17 protein-coding genes and 1 tRNA gene are annotated in these 18,232 nt (G+C 54.2%); 5 read left to right on the top strand and 13 right to left on the bottom strand.

Features of this window, described 5'->3' with window-relative positions:
• The first annotated feature begins 119 nt into the window (after positions 1 to 119).
• The gene (locus B2R17_RS10180) at positions 120 to 1,271 is read left to right on the top strand and encodes an FAD-dependent oxidoreductase (protein ID WP_286763900.1); all 1,152 of its coding nucleotides are present in this window, start codon (positions 120 to 122) and stop codon (positions 1,269 to 1,271) included.
• 56 nt (positions 1,272 to 1,327) lie between these two features.
• On the opposite strand, the gene B2R17_RS10175 is transcribed toward B2R17_RS10180, so the two are convergent.
• Together B2R17_RS10175 and B2R17_RS10170 are read right to left on the bottom strand one after the other, a co-directional pair.
• Complete coding sequence (locus B2R17_RS10175; RefSeq protein ID WP_286763899.1) at positions 1,328 to 2,512, bottom strand: cupin domain-containing protein; 1,185 nt, start codon at positions 2,510 to 2,512, stop codon at positions 1,328 to 1,330.
• Positions 2,513 to 2,522: 10 nt separating this feature from the next.
• Positions 2,523 to 2,999, bottom strand: a complete 477-nt coding sequence (locus B2R17_RS10170) for a carboxymuconolactone decarboxylase family protein (RefSeq protein ID WP_286763898.1) — start codon at positions 2,997 to 2,999, stop codon at positions 2,523 to 2,525.
• Positions 3,000 to 3,111: 112 nt separating this feature from the next.
• Here B2R17_RS10170 and B2R17_RS10165 point away from each other — a divergent pair, with 112 nt between their 5' ends.
• On the top strand, positions 3,112 to 4,587 hold the full coding sequence (locus tag B2R17_RS10165) for a PLP-dependent aminotransferase family protein (protein WP_286763897.1): 1,476 nt from the start codon (positions 3,112 to 3,114) through the stop codon (positions 4,585 to 4,587).
• 87 nt (positions 4,588 to 4,674) lie between these two features.
• Here B2R17_RS10165 and B2R17_RS10160 read toward each other — a convergent pair whose 3' ends face one another.
• On the bottom strand, positions 4,675 to 5,358 hold the full coding sequence (locus tag B2R17_RS10160) for a helix-turn-helix transcriptional regulator (protein WP_286763896.1): 684 nt from the start codon (positions 5,356 to 5,358) through the stop codon (positions 4,675 to 4,677).
• 417 nt (positions 5,359 to 5,775) lie between these two features.
• Between B2R17_RS10160 and B2R17_RS10155 the strand changes: the two genes are divergently transcribed.
• On the top strand, positions 5,776 to 6,765 hold the full coding sequence (locus tag B2R17_RS10155; RefSeq protein WP_286763895.1) for an alpha/beta fold hydrolase: 990 nt from the start codon (positions 5,776 to 5,778) through the stop codon (positions 6,763 to 6,765).
• An 8-nt stretch (positions 6,766 to 6,773) separates the two neighbouring features.
• Positions 6,774 to 7,331, top strand: a complete 558-nt coding sequence (locus B2R17_RS10150; RefSeq protein WP_286763894.1) for a dihydrofolate reductase family protein — start codon at positions 6,774 to 6,776, stop codon at positions 7,329 to 7,331.
• 117 nt (positions 7,332 to 7,448) lie between these two features.
• Here B2R17_RS10150 and B2R17_RS10145 read toward each other — a convergent pair whose 3' ends face one another.
• From B2R17_RS10145 to B2R17_RS10125, 5 genes are all read right to left on the bottom strand, one after another.
• Positions 7,449 to 8,108, bottom strand: a complete 660-nt coding sequence (locus B2R17_RS10145; RefSeq protein WP_286763893.1) for a CatB-related O-acetyltransferase — start codon at positions 8,106 to 8,108, stop codon at positions 7,449 to 7,451.
• A gap of 284 nt (positions 8,109 to 8,392) precedes the next feature.
• A tRNA-Ala gene (locus B2R17_RS10140) sits at positions 8,393 to 8,465 on the bottom strand.
• Between the two features lie 155 nt (positions 8,466 to 8,620).
• Complete coding sequence (locus B2R17_RS10135) at positions 8,621 to 10,747, bottom strand: fused MFS/spermidine synthase (protein WP_286763892.1); 2,127 nt, start codon at positions 10,745 to 10,747, stop codon at positions 8,621 to 8,623.
• 261 nt (positions 10,748 to 11,008) lie between these two features.
• Positions 11,009 to 12,142 carry a DUF255 domain-containing protein gene (locus tag B2R17_RS10130; protein ID WP_008664889.1) on the bottom strand — a complete coding sequence of 378 codons (1,134 nt, stop codon included), beginning with the start codon at positions 12,140 to 12,142 and terminating at the stop codon, positions 11,009 to 11,011.
• Positions 12,143 to 12,523: 381 nt separating this feature from the next.
• Positions 12,524 to 14,626, bottom strand: coding sequence for a vWA domain-containing protein (locus tag B2R17_RS10125; RefSeq protein ID WP_286763891.1), 2,103 nt, complete (start codon positions 14,624 to 14,626; stop codon positions 12,524 to 12,526).
• 218 nt (positions 14,627 to 14,844) lie between these two features.
• Between B2R17_RS10125 and B2R17_RS10120 the strand changes: the two genes are divergently transcribed.
• Positions 14,845 to 15,522: a metallophosphoesterase family protein gene (locus B2R17_RS10120; protein WP_008664886.1), complete on the top strand. Its 678-nt coding sequence runs from the start codon at positions 14,845 to 14,847 to the stop codon at positions 15,520 to 15,522.
• Positions 15,523 to 15,548: 26 nt separating this feature from the next.
• Here the strand turns inward: B2R17_RS10120 and B2R17_RS10115 are convergent, their stop codons facing one another.
• The 5 genes from B2R17_RS10115 to B2R17_RS10095 all read right to left on the bottom strand — a co-directional run bounded on the left by B2R17_RS10115 (position 15,549) and on the right by B2R17_RS10095 (position 18,138).
• Positions 15,549 to 16,109 carry a hypothetical protein gene (locus B2R17_RS10115; RefSeq protein WP_286763890.1) on the bottom strand — a complete coding sequence of 187 codons (561 nt, stop codon included), beginning with the start codon at positions 16,107 to 16,109 and terminating at the stop codon, positions 15,549 to 15,551.
• A gap of 8 nt (positions 16,110 to 16,117) precedes the next feature.
• Positions 16,118 to 16,663 carry a hypothetical protein gene (locus B2R17_RS10110; RefSeq protein ID WP_286763889.1) on the bottom strand — a complete coding sequence of 182 codons (546 nt, stop codon included), beginning with the start codon at positions 16,661 to 16,663 and terminating at the stop codon, positions 16,118 to 16,120.
• On the bottom strand, positions 16,660 to 17,109 hold the full coding sequence (locus B2R17_RS10105) for a hypothetical protein (RefSeq protein ID WP_008656489.1): 450 nt from the start codon (positions 17,107 to 17,109) through the stop codon (positions 16,660 to 16,662). The genes B2R17_RS10110 and B2R17_RS10105 overlap by 4 nt, the downstream gene beginning before the upstream one ends.
• Positions 17,106 to 17,660: a GspH/FimT family pseudopilin gene (locus B2R17_RS10100; protein WP_286763888.1), complete on the bottom strand. Its 555-nt coding sequence runs from the start codon at positions 17,658 to 17,660 to the stop codon at positions 17,106 to 17,108. The genes B2R17_RS10105 and B2R17_RS10100 overlap by 4 nt, the downstream gene beginning before the upstream one ends.
• A 145-nt stretch (positions 17,661 to 17,805) precedes the next feature.
• A complete protein-coding gene (locus tag B2R17_RS10095) occupies positions 17,806 to 18,138 on the bottom strand; it encodes a prepilin-type N-terminal cleavage/methylation domain-containing protein (RefSeq protein WP_008656494.1) in 333 nt (110 codons plus the stop codon).
• Positions 18,139 to 18,232: the final 94 nt, after the last annotated feature.

Here is an 18,232-nt window from a genome sequence, read left to right as displayed (position 1 = left end):
CTCCAAAGTCCAGCAAGCGATTTTCCTCCTGAGCAAACTTCTATGACCAAACCTGAGACTCTCGTTTGGCACGATGGTGACTTGGTCCAGGCTGCGTCGCGTTTCAAAAGCAAACAGCAATGAGGGTTGCGGTCTCGGGATGTGGAATCGCTGGCACCGCGGTCAGCCATTTACTTGCAACGTCCGGGCACGACGTGACCATCTTTGAACAGGCGGCGCAGTGCCAAGCGATCGGTGCGGGCATCATGCTCCAACCCAGTGGGCAGGCTGTTTTAAATCGTTTAGGCATCCTCGATTCGATCGCTCGGAAATCAGCGAAGCTCGAGGGGATCGAAGCGTTTCTGCTTTCAGGTCGTCCGCTGATTGAATTGGAATACGGTGCACTTGGCGAACAGCAATTCGCCTACGGCGTGCATCGTGGCCTGCTCTTCCAGCAATTGCTGACGCTCTGCGAGACGTCCGGCGTTTGCGTTCAAACGTCGACCCAAGTCTGCGACTTCGGCGACAAAGGAAACAACGTCCATGTCATCGATCAACATGGAACCCAACACGGGCCCTTCGATTTCCTCATTGCCGCCGATGGATCTCGGTCCCGCTTGAGAACACCCGCAAGAATTAATTCGCGAACCGTTGAATATGACTACGCCGCCATTTGGGCAACGGGTCCTTGCTCGCACATTGACCATCGCTTGCATCAAGTCATCGATGGCACGAACCGGCTGGTCGGATTGCTACCGATTGGCGAAGGACAATGCAGTTTCTTTTGGGGACTGCGTGCCGACGCGTACGATGCGCTCGTTCAACAAGGATTACCAGCCTGGAAACAGGATGTCATCGGGATGTGCCCCCATGCAGCCGAATTGCTCGATTCAATTGAAAGCTTTCGACAGATGACGTTCGCCGGTTATCGACATGTCAAAATGAAACGTTGGAGCGGCAACAAGATTGTCTTCCTGGGCGATGCGGCTCATCCGTCGAGTCCCCATTTGGGGCAGGGCGTCAACCTAGCTCTCGAAGATGCAGCCTGTTTCGCGGACGCACTGAATGACACACAAGACTTTCAGCAGGCTGCCGCTCGCTATCAAAAGCTTCGCCAAAGAAAAGTACGTTACTATCAGTCGCTGACGCGCATGCTGACGCCATTCTTTCAGTCGGATATCCCACTGTCGGCCGCTTGCCGAAACCTTGGACTTCCCTGGCTTCCAAAAGTGCCATGGATTCGCCGCCGCATGCTGCAGACCTTGAGCGGTCTACAAAACGGCTGGTTCTGAAACACTTCGGCTGACCTTGCCTCGTTGTCGTTTCCCGCACGATAGTCACGCCAGTATCAACGTTCGTAGTTTTGCAATCGTTCGAGGTACAAATGTGATTCGACGAAGTTCCGGTGCGCTGAATCGGTCATCTCCTCGAGCAACTCCAGCGCCGAGATATAGCTGGCGAGGTTCCCGTTGGATGAGATCATCTTGCCGTCTTTGACGAAACTCACTTGACTGTCGTCCTGCACGGACAGGCTTGGGTAGGTCTGCTGCAGTAGGTCGCCTCCACCGATGTAGGTCACGATTTTGCGTCCGTTCGCAACGCCCGAAGCGCCAATCAAATGAGCTCCGGCGCAGTTGCTCATCGTGAAGTCAGTCGTTTTTCCCTTCGTTTTGACAAACTCCACAATCGCATCCGTCGCGACCACCGTTTCCATGTCATACGAGCTGGACACGACCAGCACGTTCAAATCCGGACAGTCGTCGAACGAATAGTCCGGGACCACTCGCAACCCACTTTCCATCGGAACCGGATGATGCGATTGGGCGATTGTGACGACGTTGAACAGCCGCTTGCCTTCTTCGTTGGGCTTGGAGAAAACATCGATCGGAGCAGTGACTTCCGTCATCAAAACACTGTCGAACAACAAGACACCGATGGTCGGCAACGACTTGTCAAACGTGGCACGATTGACACGGTCGTTCACATTGATGGTGCACGTTTGGGGTGACGCGGTGATCGCAGCAGCCTTTGAATCAGTTTTTGCTTTTGCGACTTCTTCGGCGGGAATGGTCAGACGCCGAGCGTTTCTGGGGTGAACCATGGTCACAACGACTTGCGTTTCTTTTGTGGTGTCCGGATTTCGGGCGACTTCGTGCAGAACCATGGTGGGTTCAAAGAACGTGTCACCTTGGTGCAACACCCGCAGGGGCTTCCCTTCGATTTTGAATTCCAATGTTCCTTTCAATACGTAGCCGACCACTTCACCGGGATGATGGTGCGGCGGAGACGACGCACCGGGAGCGAAGGTGAGTTCGATCAGCGACTTCGACATGAGGGCTCCATCCACCTTGCTCGAAATGGGATCGCTGCGAAGCAATTTGATAACCGGCATCTTTGAATGCGACGGTTGTTCTGCCACAGGATGACGCGGCGTTTTCGCCGCCCCGGACTCGGTGTCTCGACCATGCGAGGTGCTGTTGAAAGCAATCAAGAGCACATACAGATACAAAGTGATCAATGGGCTTGTCTTCATTTCTTTTCCTTCAATTGGTCAATTCGGTTGGTTGCTTCAACAAAGATTTGATGTATTTGTGATCGGTCTGGAATGGAACCGCTAATCGGTTCCATGTGTTGATCATGGAAACCACGATGCTCAACTGGCAGATTCCTTCTTCGCCAAATACGGCAACGGTTTCCTGATAGAGTTGGTCGCTGACTCCTTCTCCACCGGCAAGCCGAGTCAGAGCTTCCGCCCAACGAAAAGCCGTTCGTTCTCGGGCTGTGTAACAGCCGGCTTCTTCCCAAACGCTGACCAAGTCGATGCGTTCATTCGTTTCATGCATCAATCGCAGTTGTTGGGTATGCAGACTGACGCAAAAGGAACAGCCATTGAGTTGCGACACACGCAGCTTGACCAGCTCGAGCAACTCGGCCGCCATCGGGTAATCCGCAATCGTTGCTTCGATCTTGGACAACTGCTGAATTTCGCGTGAAATCAATCGAAAGTAGTCGGCTCGCATTCTCTTCTCCATGTGGTTGTCGAGCATCGTTGTTGAGTAGAATCATAGATATCCAGTGGCTCCTAGAAAGATCCACTTTGGGCAGAAACCACGGGGCCACTTTGGAGAGCCAATGCCGCGAAGAAAGGAACAATTTGAGTTTGACTGGATTCAACTGGACAACGACGCGGCGACTCCGGTCTATCAGCAACTGGAAAACCAACTTCGCCATGCCATCACCGATCAAGTCTTGCAACCGGAAGACCGCGTTCCTTCGAGTCGCAATCTCGCGTCGGCGATCGGCGTATCACGAAACACCGTTTTGTCCGCTTACGAACAGCTGATTTCGGAAGGGTATATGGAATCCGTTCGAGGCAGCGGTACGCGGGTGGCCAGGATTCCGCCGCAGGCTTTTGAATTTGACACGGCATCAAAATCCAATGATCCTCCGGTCAGTTCGCTGGACGATCTTTCCCCTTTGGGACAGCAACTGTCCGAAGAGTCGCACTGGTTGCCACCCGTGGCAACGCATCCCAAAGCATTCACGCCTCACTTGCCTGCGACCGATGAATTTCCACTCCAAATCTGGAACCGATTCAGCAACGAGCAGGCTCGATGGTCATCGAGGCACCTGAATTTGGGCGAGCCGCAGGGATATCTTCCGCTGCGAGAGTCCATTGCCCAGTACATGGCCGTTTCACGTGGCTTGTCATGCACGCCTCAACAAGTCGTGATCACCTCGGGGTCTCAACAAGCCTTCACAATGATCGCTCAGTTGCTACTGACTCCAGGCGACACCGCGTGGGTAGAAGAACCAGGCAACGCTCCGGCAAATCGATTGCTCGACATCGCGGGGGCACAACTGGTTCCCGTGCCGCTGGACTCCGAAGGAATCGACCTGTCACGAGTCCCAAAAAAGAAGCCCACGCCAAAACTCATCTGCGTGACGCCGGGCGGGCAATGGCCAATGGGAATGACCATGAGCCTGAACCGAAGACTGCAACTAATCGCCACCGCACAGCGGCACAAGAGCTGGATCATTGAGGATGATTACAACGGCGAGTTTCGCTACACAGGACGCCCCCATGCTTCGCTCAGCAGTCTCGACTCTTCCGGCCGAACGATCTACATGGGAACGTTCAGCAAGTTGTTGTTTCCGGCCATCCGACTGGGCTTTCTAATTGTTCCCCCGCAGTTGGCGAAGACGTTTGCTTACGTCCGATTCCTTCAAGATCGTTCATCGCCGCAGCTCGTTCAAATGACTCTCCACCGGTTCATCGAGTCCGGGAATTTCGTCAAGCACATTCGCCGTATGCGTTCACTGTACGCTGAGCGACAGACAACGCTCTATGAATCGTTGCAAAAACACTTGGGCGACTTCATTGAGGTCCAGAAACCTGAGTCTGGAATGCACCTCACGATACGGGGCGTCACCAAGGAAGCTGACGAGAGACTCATCACCGCCGCATGCCGAGCGAAAGTAGAGTTTCATTCCGTCAGCATCTATTCACGAACGCACGAAACACAGGGCATGATCCTGGGCTTTGCCGCGTTCGACAAAAACACGATCCAGAGAACCGTTCGCCGCTGGGCGAAGAAGATGAGCTGAGGAGCTGTTGATAATCCAAAAGTCGATTTTCATCCCGAAGTGATATCAGCAATTGGCCCCAGCTCCCGCAGCGTACCTGGGGAGAACCTACTCGCCTTCGCATTGCTTACGCATATCGTCGAGGGTCTTGCCGCTCTCGCTTTCAAATTTGATGTCCAAGACATTCATGCCTTGCATCCGATCCACTCGAAAACTGCGAAAGTCCTGACGCAATTCGCACCAACCCATCACCAACCAGATCGGAGCAAGAAAGATGAGTGCCAGTGGCCGTAGCTGGCGTCTTGTTTCGGCCCCAGCGGAATCAAGATACGAGAACTCAACCATATGTTGCGTGCGGATGGCTCGTCGCAGCGAAGTGAAATCAATTTGCAGCGGCTTTTTCGCGCTGCTTGGGTGGGCAAACGAAGTGGACTGACGAACGTGATCTCCGAGCGTCCCGGGCAACACGGCAGTGATTTTGTCCAGCCCCCTTCGAGCCGCTTGAGCCATTGCTGGGTCCGCCCAACTTTGAACCATCTGAGCCCCCAAGGCCAACGCATCAAGTTCTTCGTCGTCAAACAGCAGTGGCCGAACCACGTATTCCGGGTTCAGCAGGTATCCCACGCCCGCTTCTCCGGTCAGCGGGACTCCCGACGCTTTCAAATCGGCGATGTCACGATAAATCGTTCGGACGCCAACCTCCAATTCCTTGCCAAGTTCGTTGGCTGTCACGGCTTCGCGGCGTGCCTTGATGTATTCCACGATCCGAAACAGACGATCCGCGCGACGCAATGGATTTCTCTGTGGGGTCAAAACTTTTGAATTCTTGAAACGCTGCTGACAGTAGGCTGTCAGCAGCACCCTGTAAAGTTGGTCGAAAGAAACAACGCGAGCAACCACGAAATCCAATGACCAGGGAAAACCAACCAATGCAATCGAAAGGAATCGTGCGGTCACTCCTAGTCCAAAACAGGAACCTGACCATGCCGTTGATAGAAGACCTGGGCGATCAGTCATTCGTTTTTTCGCCACGGCCAACTAACCGACATTAGACGATCGCTCGGACGCAAGTCTCCAATGGCGTAGCGAGACTTTCAAATCCGTCATGCGGCAGTCATTGCCCTATCGCGGACGCGACCTCGCGAACCATCGACACTCCACTGTGTGCGAATAAAACCAACCAACTCGAAAACATCACCCGGAAACACAATGCTCGACTCAAATCATTTTCAAAAACCCAATCGAATCTCAGTCAATGGCGTCGAACTGGAAGTGTTTGAGGCTGGCCAGCAGAATGCTGGCAAACCGATCGTTCTTTGCCATGGCTGGCCGGAGCACGCTTTTTCCTGGCGTCACCAGGTGCCGGCTTTGGTTGCTGCGGGTTACCACGTCATTATCCCCAACCAACGAGGCTACGGAAACTCTTCACGACCGCCTGAAGTCGTCGAATACGACATCGAGCAACTGACGGGTGACCTCGTCGGTCTTCTCGATCACTACGGCTACCAAGACGCAACCTTCATCGGACACGACTGGGGAGCCTTTGTCGTTTGGAGCCTCGCCCTGTTGCATCCCAAACGCGTCAAGCAGCTGATTAATCTCAGTTTGCCCTACCAAGAACGCGGTGAAATTCCGTGGATCGAATTCATGGAACAGATTTTTGGAGGCGACAATTATTTTGTCCATTTCAATCGTCAACCAGGAGTCGCTGACGCAGTCTTGAACGAGAACACGGCTCGGTTCCTCCACAATCTGTTTCGCAAAAATATCCCATTGCAGGATCCGCAACCCGGCATGGCGATGATCAATCTTGCCCAAGCAGAAACACCGCTCGGCGATCCGATCATGAGCGACGAAGAGATGGCAGTGTTCGTATCAGCCTTTGAATCGTCGGGGTTCACCGGCGGGATCAATTGGTATCGAAACCTGGATCGCAACTGGCATAAGCTGGCGACGCCAAACCCGGTCGTCGAGCATTCAACACTGATGATCTATGGCAAGCGAGATGTGATTCCGGAACTTGAAAACCTAAAAGAGTTCGTGCCCAACGCAGATGTGGTCCATCTGGACTGCGGTCATTGGATCCAGCAGGAACTCCCCGAAGAAACCAACACGGCGATTCTGGATTGGCTGCGTCGCACGACGACATCCTTCACCCAAGATCCGACTCAAGCGAAGCCTTCACCCACACTCTCCTAGGATGAAGAATGTCAGCAATAGCATCCGTTTTCATTGCAACCAGTTTGGACGGATTCATCGCTCGCGCAGACGGGGGACTGGACTGGCTTGACGATGCCAATGCAACCGTTCCGGCGGGCGAGGACTGCGGCTACGGCGAGTTCATGCAATCGGTCGACGCATTGGTGATGGGGCGAAGAACTTACGAGAAAGTTCGAACGTTTGGGCCATGGGCATATGGAGAGACGCCCGTCATTGTCCTCAGCCGAACTCCCATTGTCTTTCCGGATGAGGTGCCCGATTGCGTGACTCATTCTTCGGAATCGCCCGAGGAATTGCATCGACGATTGTCGAGCGAAGGAGCAAAGAAGCTCTACATCGACGGCGGGGTTACGATTCAGCGTTTTCTGCGAGCGGGATTGATCAACGAATTGGTTGTCACGGTCATTCCCATCTTGCTCGGCGAAGGGATCCCGCTGTTTGGCCCTATGGACAAAGACATCCGCTTGACCCACCAAGACACCAAAACTTTTGACTTCGGATTCGTGCAATCGAAATACAAAGTTCATTCGATTGGCAAAGATTAGACTTCCCCAATCGTTGTTCTTGTTCGAAAGCGGTGACGCCGATTGAGAGATGGACGAAGAATTCCGCATTCGGTGCAAATGTTTTACGGAACCGGCATCCGCCTCTTCCCTCGGATCTCACCCTTCGGCACGTTTTAAAAGTTCAACATCACCACCCACGATCGCGTCGATGTTGGCCTCGATCTTCTCCACCGGCCAATCCCACCATCTGATTTTAAGCAATGAATTGATGGTGTCTTCTTCAAAGCGTCGCTTGATGGGCTGGGCGGGGTTGCCCGCTACAACTGTGTAGGGAGCAACGTCTTTGGCAACCACGGAACGAGCCCCAATGATCGCACCGTCCCCGATGGTGACTCCCGGCATCACGACGGCCTTCATCCCAATCCAAACATCGTTGCCGATGACGGTGTCTCCCTTGCGTCCCGGAACGTCAAACATCGCCTGAATGTCCTCCGCGGTGGTCCCTTCGTGCATCATGAAGTTGTTGAACGGGTAAGTCGAAAATCCGCTCATGTTGTGGTTGGCCGAGCTGGTGATGAATCGCACACCATGAGCGATTTGCCCAAACTTGCCGATCACCAACCGTTCCCGACTGAGCGGAAACAGAAAGGGCGCAAGGTAACTTGCGTAATCATCCAGCAAATCCAGATGACCAAAATAGGTGAAGTCACCAATCTCAATTCTTGGATGGTCGATGACTTGGTTCAGTGACACAACGGTTTTAACTTCCGTCCCATCCGGCATCACCATCGGGTATTTCTTCGTCGGGTCAAGCATGCGAACTTCTCCGTCCCGTTCCGCAAAATTGGCAGCCAGTGTCGCACGAAGAGAATTCGTGCATCAGACCGACACTCAATCAACAACAAAGGTTCACCGCAGCCTGGAGACAGGGTTTTCGGATTCAAGGACTCTTCTTTCGTGGAGACGTACACGCCCACAATCGAACATGGCAATCCACAACCACCTTTGGCCTCGAATCGCGAAATGCCATCAATCGTTCGTGGAGAACAAGATCGGCGCACGAAAAAAGCCGCTTGCGAAATCGCAAGCGGCTTTTGGAGTGGAGGATAACGGACTTGAACCGATGACCTACGCGCTGCCAGCGCGTCGCTCTCCCAACTGAGCTAATCCCCCGGGTGAAGTGGCAGATTATCGGCTTGATTCGCTGTGCGTCAAGCCCGTCGGAACCTGGTTTCGACGATTCTTTGCACTTCTTCGCAGCTGCGGCGAATTCGAGTTTGCACGATGGCGATTGCCGCCGGAAAACTCAAATTGCCGGGCAATTCGCGTTACAGAGAAGGCCAAATCAGTACGCTCGCCAGATTGTGATGCTGGTCCGTCCACAGAGGTGCGGACTCGACAACAGACGCATCCGGTTTTTGCGCGACACTCAAATGTTCCGATTCCCAAAATGCGTCGTCGCGATCTGTGGCGATGACCCAACGCGATGGACGGGTGTAATCCTGATCGCGGCGGTTGTTCTGAATCAACCGGCTGGGCATCCCGATGGCCTGGGTCAATCGGTGGGTGAGCGGAACCAAATCGAGGTGGTTGTTTGAGACGTGTACGGCCAACACGCCGTCGTCTGCCAATCGCTCCCGATAGAGCTGCATCGCTTCGAGCGTCAAAAGGTGAGCTGGAATGGCGTCGCTGCTGAAGGCGTCCAGGATCAGCAGATCAAATTTTTTGTCCGTATGACGTTCTAACAGCAAACGGCCGTCCCCCAAGTGATGCTCGATCACGGCCGGACAATCGCTGAGGAACGTGAAGTGCTCTTCCGCGATTGCCAACACATCCGGATTGATTTCGTACATGTCCATCGTGTCGCCGTCTCGTCCATAAGCAGCCAGCACGCCGCACCCCAAACCGATGACACCAATCCGCATCTCGGGAGACTCGGCTTGCATCGTGTGAATCAATCGTCCAACACCGCTGCTGTGTCCGAAGTAAGACGTTGGCGTCATCCGTTCCGGACCATGCAATTGAATTCCATGAATCGTATTGCCGTGCACCAGCTGCACTCGTTCCGCATCGTTCTCGACACGAAGCACACCGAAGAAATTTCGCCGTTGATCGATCGTATCGGTGCGATTGGTCAGCGTGGTAACAACCGCGGTGAATCCAATGATCGCCACGATCAACCCGTTGATGCGTTTGGAAAGCTTCCAATCACATGTGGTTGTCATCCAGGATCGAGAAGCCAAGAACGTGATCGCAACGACGCCAATCGACAACGACATCGCGATGGGAAGTTCGCGATAGTCTTGGAAAACGAGCGGGCAGATCAAAGCGACCAAGATACCGCCCATCGCACCACCAAATGAGATCAGTGCGTAGTACAAGGTCAGTCTTTGGGTCGCTGGTTTACGGGCGGCGGTTTCACCGTGGCACAGCAAACACACGCCGAGCAAAACGACCAAATATGACAACGCTTCCATCGGCATTTGCCAATTGCCGGGAAACCAGCCTTTTAACTGAATGACGACGAACGCCAGTCCGGTGAACGTAGCGATGAGTTTGGGGCGATACCAATTTGGTGAGTCAAAGCTGATGATGAAGCTGAGCAAGTACAGGCTGAGCGGCAGCACCCAAAGAAACGGCATCACAGCGATGTCTTGGCAGACATGACTGGTCACCACCAACAGCATGACCGAAGCCAAGGCAGGCAGACCGATCCATACACTCCAGTCCGCCACCCCCAGCTTGGCCAGAACGGATTGGCCTTCCGCTGATTCTTCGTTGTTGGTTGTCGAGTTTCCTTTTCGCCGACGCAGCAAACAGATCGCGAGCCAGCCATCCACGACGACAAAAGCATAAAACGCCAACGACCAAAAAACCGACTGCTGTTCAATCGACAACAATGGTTCGACGACGAATGGATAGCTCAGCAAGGCGACCAGCGAACCGACGTTGGAAAGTGCATAAAGTCGATAGACTGATTCGGATTGATTTTCGTAGCTCAACCATGCCTGCACCAATGGTCCGGTGCTGGAAAGCACGAAGTACGGCAACGCGACATGCGCGGTCAGCAACCAGAGCAGTGCCCAGGTTGGATCTTCGGTTCCAACGGGCTTCCATGCGTCCGAAGGCGCGATTGGCAATGACCAAGCTGCCGCACACAGCAACACCAAGTGCACGATGCCTTGCAAGGCAGGTGGCAGGAAACGCCTGATGCAGTGAGCGTAGAGATACCCAGCGAACAAGAGAACTTGGAAGAACAGCAAACAAGTTGTCCAAACCGCTGGCGTTCCACCAAACCAAGGCAGCACACATTTGCTGATTACGGGCTGAACCTGGAACACCAAGAAGGCCCCCAGCAACGTCGCTCCGGCAAAGACAAACCATGAGGTGGTTTGCTTGGTAGCGATGTTTGAAGTAGCAGTGGAACCGGAAACATCCGAGGTGCACGACGGCATGCGTTCATCTCAACAATTACGCGCAATGCGGCCTCGCCCCCGCGACGTGGTTCCGCCCGAAAGGTTACACCATGGTGCGCGACCGCGCCTTAACCAGACCGCAATCGGTGCCCCCTTCCCGGATTCCCTGAGCGGTTCACTCCGAAATTTCCCTACATCCCGAACAAAATGCAAACCGTTCCCACAAACGCAACACGCCTCGCTGTTCAAACCAACGAGGCGTGTGTGAATATCAAAAATGCGTTTGTGCCGATCGATGGATCAGTTCACCCCAGGATTTGCATCCCGGACGGCGTGGTCCATGACTTCGATCGCGGCGTCGGTGTAGCGTTCGTACTCATTCCAAAAGTGATCCATCGCAGCTTCATCGGCGAAGAAGAACATGCGTTGATGAACAGGGTCCTTCATTCCGAACTGACGTTTGCCTGGAACGATCACACGCTCTTCGAAGAAACGAACCACGTCGATTTCATTCAGCACAGGTGTGTATGGAGTCGGGTCAGCCAGAAACGTCTTCATCTTGGCTTCGCTTTGGAACAGATACAGCTTACCGAGGTGAACCACTCCAAACTTTGGATTGCCTTCGACCCATTGATCTTCGTTGATCACAGTGACGGAACAGAAACCTTCCATCGCAAGTTTCGGTTGGTCAGTGCCAAAGGCCGGAGTCTTTGCTTCAGGTTTCGGTGCGGATTGAGCTGGCATCCCCAGAGTCATCCCATCAGTGCGGGCTCCAGCCAAACGACCGGTTGCTCCGCCCGCGAATTGACTGTCAGGCGAAGGCAAGTTGCCGCCTGCAACGTGCGGGTTTTGCTGGGTGCGAGGTGGCATGGTCGCGGCAGCAGTGGTCGCTGGCGGACCGGTCGGCGATTGACCGTTGGATGCCACCATTGTTTGCGTTGCACCTGGTGCAGGTGTGGTCATCATCGACGGCATCTTCTTTGCCGCGATTGCCAGCATCGCAACGTATCGCTTTGGATCTTGAGGACTGACCGAGGTGCCCAAAGGTTTTCCGGTCGGTGTGATCATCACATCGGTTGGAAATTTCGTGACACCAAACATCTTGGCCAACTCAGGCGATTTGCCAGCGTGGACTTTGACGGGCACGAACTTTTGCTCAACGGCGGATCCCACTTCGGGACTCTTGAAAGCACCGGCTTCCAAGCGATCGCACCAGACGCAATTGTCACTGGTGAAGTGCAAAAGCAAGCCTTTTCCGGTTTGCTGTGCTTCCGCTTGGGCCGCGGTGAGATCTTTTCGCCACTGAATGTCAGCTTGAGCGACACTGGTGAAAATCGTTGTCAAACCGAGCAAGACCGTTGCCGGCATCACTCGCGACCATTGCGAGGACGCAGTGGAAGAATCAATTCGCGGTGGTTTGGAGGACAAACGCATCGGACAAAATCCTTTTTGTCTTTCTCATAGGGAGCCAAAATCGGCTCAGGTGTGCCGGTATCGGTGGTATCGGAAGCGTCGACCTTGACGCTTGAGCGGAACCTACGAAGTTTCCGGCTGTGGCCGCCACACCAATGGAGGGTGTTTCGGATTGAGCCCACCAATCGATTTGTCGGCAGTTTCACGGATTCAACCGACGATCCCTGAGTCATCTCAGCAAAGATCGTCAGCCCGGCAACACGCGCGTGTTCGCCAGCGTGAATGCATGACGAAGAGGAACCAAGATCCGCCAACCGTCAGCGAGATCTCAGAAAAGCCATTTCAGCAATCGAGCAACCACCACGCATCGATGCAAGCTTGCGCGTGAGTCTCAAAGCCAGCTTACAGCTTTGGCACAGGACGCTTGGGAGCTCGTTTGATCATCCGTTTCTGATCGTCACGAGGCGGACGGTTGTTGTTGCCGTTGTTACCGCGATTGTTTCGCGGCGGGGACAAGTCCGTGAAGGTCTCCGTCCAAACCCAACCGATTGGAACTTCCAGTTCCTTCTCGGCCAACATCGCCCAGGGAGTGCCTTTGTGCTCGGCAACGACACGCTCAAGGAACTCGCGAGCTGTGTCGGCTTCACGTTGCCACTTGCTGCCCACCGTGATCTCGTCGGCAGGCTTCAACACCCAAGTGTTGTTCTTTTCGTTTTCAAAGGGCATCCCGCGTTTCGCTTTGGCTAGGATCGCGTTGTACGTCTCGGTACGAACCTTCTGAGCCAGCACACGGCCGTAGGCTAAATCGAAACCGGCCAACCAACGAAGGCTCTCTTCTTCGTCCCGATCTTTCAAACCTTGTTCCAAAGTAGCCGCTAACTGGATCAGAACCGGTTCCAATTTCGCGGCATCTTGTTGAGCTGTTGTCAACGCTTGGGCCAGCCCAGCTTCATTGCGTTTCACGAATCGAGTTTGAGGGCGTTGGATCCCATTCACATTTTTAATTTGCGCGGCCGCGATCAACGCTTGGCGAAGCGGGCTACGCTTGACTGCTTTGACGTAGTCTTGAGGCGATAGATAATCCGGCCGATAGCGAGCCATCGCAGTCGGATCAAAGAACGCACGCAAATCGGCGGTGAATGCATCGATCTCGCCTCGCCGAACCTCTCGTGAAACGTTGCGGTTCGGGTGAACCGTGAAATAGATTCCTCCCGTTTCGTAACACAAACGCGTCAGCCCATACGGTCCGAAACCGCTATCGATCACGGGTTCTTGTTCAAAGTTTCCAGTGAAGCTCAGTTGCACACGTTCAGGCAAGAACGTTTCAGGCCCCTGGTCGACTTGAGCCCACTGGGGCGTTTGATCGTATTCAGGGTCCGGATCCACATACTTGACCAGCGTGTGCTCGCGACCGAACGGAGCGGGAACGCCAACGACGTAAACCGGAATGCCCCATTTGCGGCAAGATCCGATGGATGATTCCAACAAGTGAGCGTCATCGCCGCGTTCATCCGTCACGACGACGAACATCACATTGCGTTTTGGACCTCGAGGTCCATTGCTGCGACGCAAAGAGTTGTATTGCTTGGCGGCCGATTCAATCGCCGTGAAGACTCTTTCGGTACCGGAGTTGTCGACGGGAATGTCAGCAACGGTCTGCTTGATCAAATCCAAGTCCGCCGTGGGCTCTTCGGTGAACAGTTGCACTTTTTCGCCGAACCCGATGATCGATGTCAGCACTCGTGCTTCGGAAGGGTTGTTCGGATCCTCGCCAGCAGTCTTTGAGTCCAACTGTTCGCGAAGCATCCCCAGTTCTTCGTAAATACGATCGAACCGATCGCGAATGTCCTGGCGTTGCCGAGTCAGCGAACCGCTTTGGTCAAACAACCACACGATCAACGTCGGACGTTCTTCTGCCGCTTGCATGACCTCGAACGTGATCTGGTCGACCGCCCCTGAGGCGCCAGCGGTTCCTTGTCCAACGCGACCTTTCTGGTCGACCAATCGATCTTGAGGTGCGACCGGTTGGCTGAACATCTTGTTAACCATGATGTCGCCCAGGTCGGTTGGCTCGAGGTCCACCGGGCTGACCATGTTGGCGATTTCAGCGAACGTCGCAGCGGAAGCTTCCGCCATGTCGAACTCAGCCAAAGCGTCGGAACCGATCTCGACCTGAGGTTGATCGCTAACGACGATCTCCTCAATCAGATCCACGGTCTCTTCGTATTCAGGTGGCGGTGCGATCATCACCACGGCTTCGTCGTCGACCGGGTTCTGCAACTGCACCAGTGCGAGCGACAGAATGACGATCAGATGCACCATCATGCTGCCGACCATCGCAACCGTTTCATCGGCATCCCAAAACGATTCGTCTTCCCACAGTTCGCTCGACTCTCCGTTTTCGTACGGATGAACGGCATTGGCTTCCGGCGTCACGCTGTCTTCAGACGGCGAGCCCGAGGTCAATGCTTTCTTGATCGATGAAAGAAACGATGAGTCGCTCATGAAATCCGATTTTCAGCTAATTTACGTTCACAAAGCCGGGGCGTGGGGATTGCAAACCAGCGATCATGGGCGAAGATTTGCGATCCAAGATTGATCCGGGACACTCTCTCAAACGTTTTTTGCGACGATTTGAACCCTTTGATTGTAATCGAAAGTCCGATTCACAGTCTTAACCGCTCGATTCAAAACCTCGTTGACTTGAGGATCAGGCCGATTTGATGGAACAAACAAACGAATCAACTGGACGCCTGATCGCGATTGGGGACATCCACGGCTGTAACGTCGCTCTGCAAGCGATTCTGGCGGCAATTGATCCCCAACCCAACGATATCGTGGTGACTCTCGGTGACGTCGTTGACCGTGGCCCGGATTCCAAAGGGGCAGTGGACACCCTCCTGCAGTGCGGCCAAAAAACCCAATTGGTGGCTCTGCAAGGCAATCACGAAGAGATGATGCTGAACGTGCTACGTGGCAGCGAGTCTCATCACAGTTGGTTGCGATATGGCGGAGTCGAAACACTCGACAGCTACGGCTTCGACGGTGGCTTGGATTTTCTTCCGGAATCGCATCGCGTCTTCTTTGAATCTCTCGGCGACTACTTTGTCTACGAAGATTACTTCTTCACGCACGCCGCCTACGATCCGGCGGTTCCTCTTGAGGAACAAACCGTTGAGATGCTTCGCTGGCACTCATTGCGACAAGGTGTTCCCGAACCACACCACAGTGGCAAAACCGCGTTCGTTGGACACACTGCGAACCACGAAGGTCAAATTCTCGATGTCGGGCATTTGGTCTGTCTCGACACCCACTGCTACGGCGGTGGTTGCTTGACCGCGATGGATGTTCGAACACGTCAGGTTTGGCAGGCCAACCCGGACGGCGTTCTCCTCTCGTAGTCGGCTAGCACGTCTGAGCTGGCAGCTCAAATTGCCGGCGGTGCGACAACCGCCGGAACAGAAACAGCAGGCCCGATGACCGGTGCGGTTGGCAACGGAGCGGGTGGTGTGGGAGCAGGCGGTGTGGCCGGAATCGCCGTCGTGACACTCGCCGCCGGCTGGGTTGCTCCCGGGTACATGTAGACTTGCAGCGAGACCGTTTGATTGACCGTGTCGATCACGGGCGTCGTCATCCAAGCGTTCGGGAATGACGAATCACTGAGCTCGGCATCTAAGCTCGCGATCGGCAGAACACCGTTCGTTCGAGCGAGTGCCACGTTGCGATGAATCAGTCCTTCGGCGACCAAACGTCCTTCCACCTGTTGACGAACGTTTGATGCTCGAATGTTTGCTCGGCGATGCGATCGAACAATGCTGATCGCGGCCAACGACATCACGGCCATGGCTAAGAAGCTCAAAACCACCGCGGAACCGACGCGTCGCGATCTGCCTTGATGTCCCGTGTGGATCGGTCGTGTACACGCCATGCATCGACCAGCTGGCAAGCTGTTGCGATGGGATCGATCGGCGATGGTTGCGGCGTTCATAGCGGCGTTCACAGTTGAGGCGATAGACAGACGACGGTGGTCATCTCAGCGGAATCTTGATCAGGACGAAGCTCACCGGCACGGTCGCTCGTCGTTTGCAATTGCAGAGTCATTTCGATCCCCACTCGACGTCCCGCGACGATGATTTCATTCATGTCGAAATCTCGGACGGAATTGACCAAGCAAATCGTCTCGCCCAGCAAAGGATCCACCATCACCAAAGACCGGTCGACGCCATCGGATGCACGACGGATTTCGAAACGGATCCGACGCAGATTCAATCCATCGTCGACTTGAATATCGCGATTCCCAATCGAAACGATTGAAAGTCCGCTGCTGGTCATCTGCCGGATCTGTTCGGAGAGAAATCTCAATGCCTGTCGACCTTCCGCCGCGGCACCCTCGTTGCCCTGTGAAATTGCTGTCACGCGAGCCGAACCTCGCATCATTCCGACCATGCTGGTTGCCAACGTTCCCACAATCGCGACACAGGCGATTGCTTCAATCAGGCTCACACCATTGCGTTTCGACGCTAAAGTACGTGATCGGTTCATAGCTGGCTCCACTGCGTACGCAACTGTTGACTCAACTCACCTTCGTCCGGCTGACCATTGTTGTTGCGGTCTTCCCATACCAACGCGTCCATGGTCAGCAAACTGGGGGTCAACGAATCTTCGATCGTCAGACGTGAACGCATGGATGTCGTTTCATTGCCAACCACGACCGCATCGAAAGTTCCACGGCGGGTCGCAAATTGAACCGGATCACAGAGGTCAATTTTAGCTTGCTCGATGATTCGTTCAGTTTCAAAGAGCAATTGGTCTTGCACATCAAGCCTCTGCAGCAATTGGCTTGTTTGGCCCATCAATCCCAACGCTGGAATCAAAACCAAAGACAACAGAGCGGCTCCTACGGCGACATCAATCAACGTCGCCCCGTGCCGGATTGAACGACGACTGGCTTTGCAAGCGCCGCAAATTCTTTGGGCGGAATTCATCATGTGGCATCCTTGTAGATATTCCCAGACGATGCCTGAACAAAAACCTCGACGCTCTCACTGTCGCGAGAAACCTTCATTTGCAGGTCTCGCGAAGCAGTCCCGGTCGGTGTGAACTGAATGCTAGATGCATTCGCCTTCAAGTTGACATCCGGATGCAAAGCAACGGGATCCACCATCCAGGTCGACGAACCAGGATTTGCTTGAGCACCGAATGCATCGGTGCCGTCGCTGTAGATTCCAGGTGCCGCAAGCATGTCGATGACCATGCGGTACTCGCCGTCGTCATCTTTGACACTCTTCCAACGGACCGTCACAGCGCAGCTTCGTGACACAGCAGTTTCGCGTGCGAGTCGCAATGACCGGACGATCAAATCCGAATCTTGGCGGATGGACGTGCGACTTGAAAACAGATGCCCAACGCTCGGCGCAGCGACCATTGAAGCGGTTAAGATCATGATGACCAACAACGCTTCGACCAATGTCACGCCAGCGCGACGACGAGCGTCAGGCTTCGTTGCCGAATTGCGGAGGCATGGTGCGAGCGGGCTCATATCACGAACTCATGAGAACAAGAACGTCGGAGACGTCGATTGGCAGACGAACCCCGCAGGCACATACGAGGAACCGTTCCTCACCAAATGGATTGGAACGGTTCGTCGACGTATGTCTGCAAGTCGTCCGGTAGAAAACCGGTGACTAGTTGGTCACTGGTTTGCTGAACGTTCCAGTTGCTGCGTCGTAAGGATATTGACGCAACTTGTTGTAGCGAGTCCGCGATGCGGTATCGTCCGCTTTGATGTAGTTTTCGCGAACCAAGTAAGCGATGTTACGAGGATAAGCACCTTTTTCGAGGTAGTAGGTCTGTGCCATCGCGTTCAGCGAAGCGATGTCTTGTTCAGCCAACTTATCTTCGCTCTTTGCACGCATTGGAGCGACGGTAGCGACCGTCGCAGCAGCCACAACAGCGAGGATCACGACAGCAGCGATCACTTCCAACAGCGAAAAACCTGATTTTTTTGTACGTTTCATTTTCGAGATGCTTGGTCTGAATGAGGAATAGTGGGACGGACGTCCTCTCGGACAGAACCCGAGAAATGATCCGAGAATCGCGATCACCTCTACT

This window comes from Rhodopirellula sp. UBA1907 (assembly GCF_002337565.1).
In the GTDB taxonomy this organism is placed as follows: Bacteria; Planctomycetota; Planctomycetia; order Pirellulales; family Pirellulaceae; genus Rhodopirellula; species Rhodopirellula europaea.
This window is presented reverse-complemented; position numbering and strand designations above follow the sequence as displayed.

What these genes read in the sequence shown, in the direction of transcription:
- B2R17_RS10180 (WP_286763900.1), top strand. Translation starts at nt 120, where the DNA reads ATGAGGGTTGCGGTCTCGGGATGTGGAATCGCTGGCACCGCGGTCAGC.
- B2R17_RS10175 (WP_286763899.1), bottom strand. Translation starts at nt 2,512, where the DNA reads ATGAAGACAAGCCCATTGATCACTTTGTATCTGTATGTGCTCTTGATT.
- B2R17_RS10170 (WP_286763898.1), bottom strand. Translation starts at nt 2,999, where the DNA reads ATGCGAGCCGACTACTTTCGATTGATTTCACGCGAAATTCAGCAGTTG.
- B2R17_RS10165 (WP_286763897.1), top strand. Translation starts at nt 3,112, where the DNA reads ATGCCGCGAAGAAAGGAACAATTTGAGTTTGACTGGATTCAACTGGAC.
- B2R17_RS10155 (WP_286763895.1), top strand. Translation starts at nt 5,776, where the DNA reads ATGCTCGACTCAAATCATTTTCAAAAACCCAATCGAATCTCAGTCAAT.
- B2R17_RS10150 (WP_286763894.1), top strand. Translation starts at nt 6,774, where the DNA reads ATGTCAGCAATAGCATCCGTTTTCATTGCAACCAGTTTGGACGGATTC.
- B2R17_RS10145 (WP_286763893.1), bottom strand. Translation starts at nt 8,108, where the DNA reads ATGCTTGACCCGACGAAGAAATACCCGATGGTGATGCCGGATGGGACG.
- B2R17_RS10135 (WP_286763892.1), bottom strand. Translation starts at nt 10,747, where the DNA reads ATGCCGTCGTGCACCTCGGATGTTTCCGGTTCCACTGCTACTTCAAAC.
- B2R17_RS10130 (WP_008664889.1), bottom strand. Translation starts at nt 12,142, where the DNA reads ATGCGTTTGTCCTCCAAACCACCGCGAATTGATTCTTCCACTGCGTCC.
- B2R17_RS10125 (WP_286763891.1), bottom strand. Translation starts at nt 14,626, where the DNA reads ATGAGCGACTCATCGTTTCTTTCATCGATCAAGAAAGCATTGACCTCG.
- B2R17_RS10120 (WP_008664886.1), top strand. Translation starts at nt 14,845, where the DNA reads ATGGAACAAACAAACGAATCAACTGGACGCCTGATCGCGATTGGGGAC.
- B2R17_RS10115 (WP_286763890.1), bottom strand. Translation starts at nt 16,109, where the DNA reads ATGAACGCCGCAACCATCGCCGATCGATCCCATCGCAACAGCTTGCCA.
- B2R17_RS10110 (WP_286763889.1), bottom strand. Translation starts at nt 16,663, where the DNA reads ATGAACCGATCACGTACTTTAGCGTCGAAACGCAATGGTGTGAGCCTG.
- B2R17_RS10105 (WP_008656489.1), bottom strand. Translation starts at nt 17,109, where the DNA reads ATGATGAATTCCGCCCAAAGAATTTGCGGCGCTTGCAAAGCCAGTCGT.
- B2R17_RS10100 (WP_286763888.1), bottom strand. Translation starts at nt 17,660, where the DNA reads ATGAGCCCGCTCGCACCATGCCTCCGCAATTCGGCAACGAAGCCTGAC.
- B2R17_RS10095 (WP_008656494.1), bottom strand. Translation starts at nt 18,138, where the DNA reads ATGAAACGTACAAAAAAATCAGGTTTTTCGCTGTTGGAAGTGATCGCT.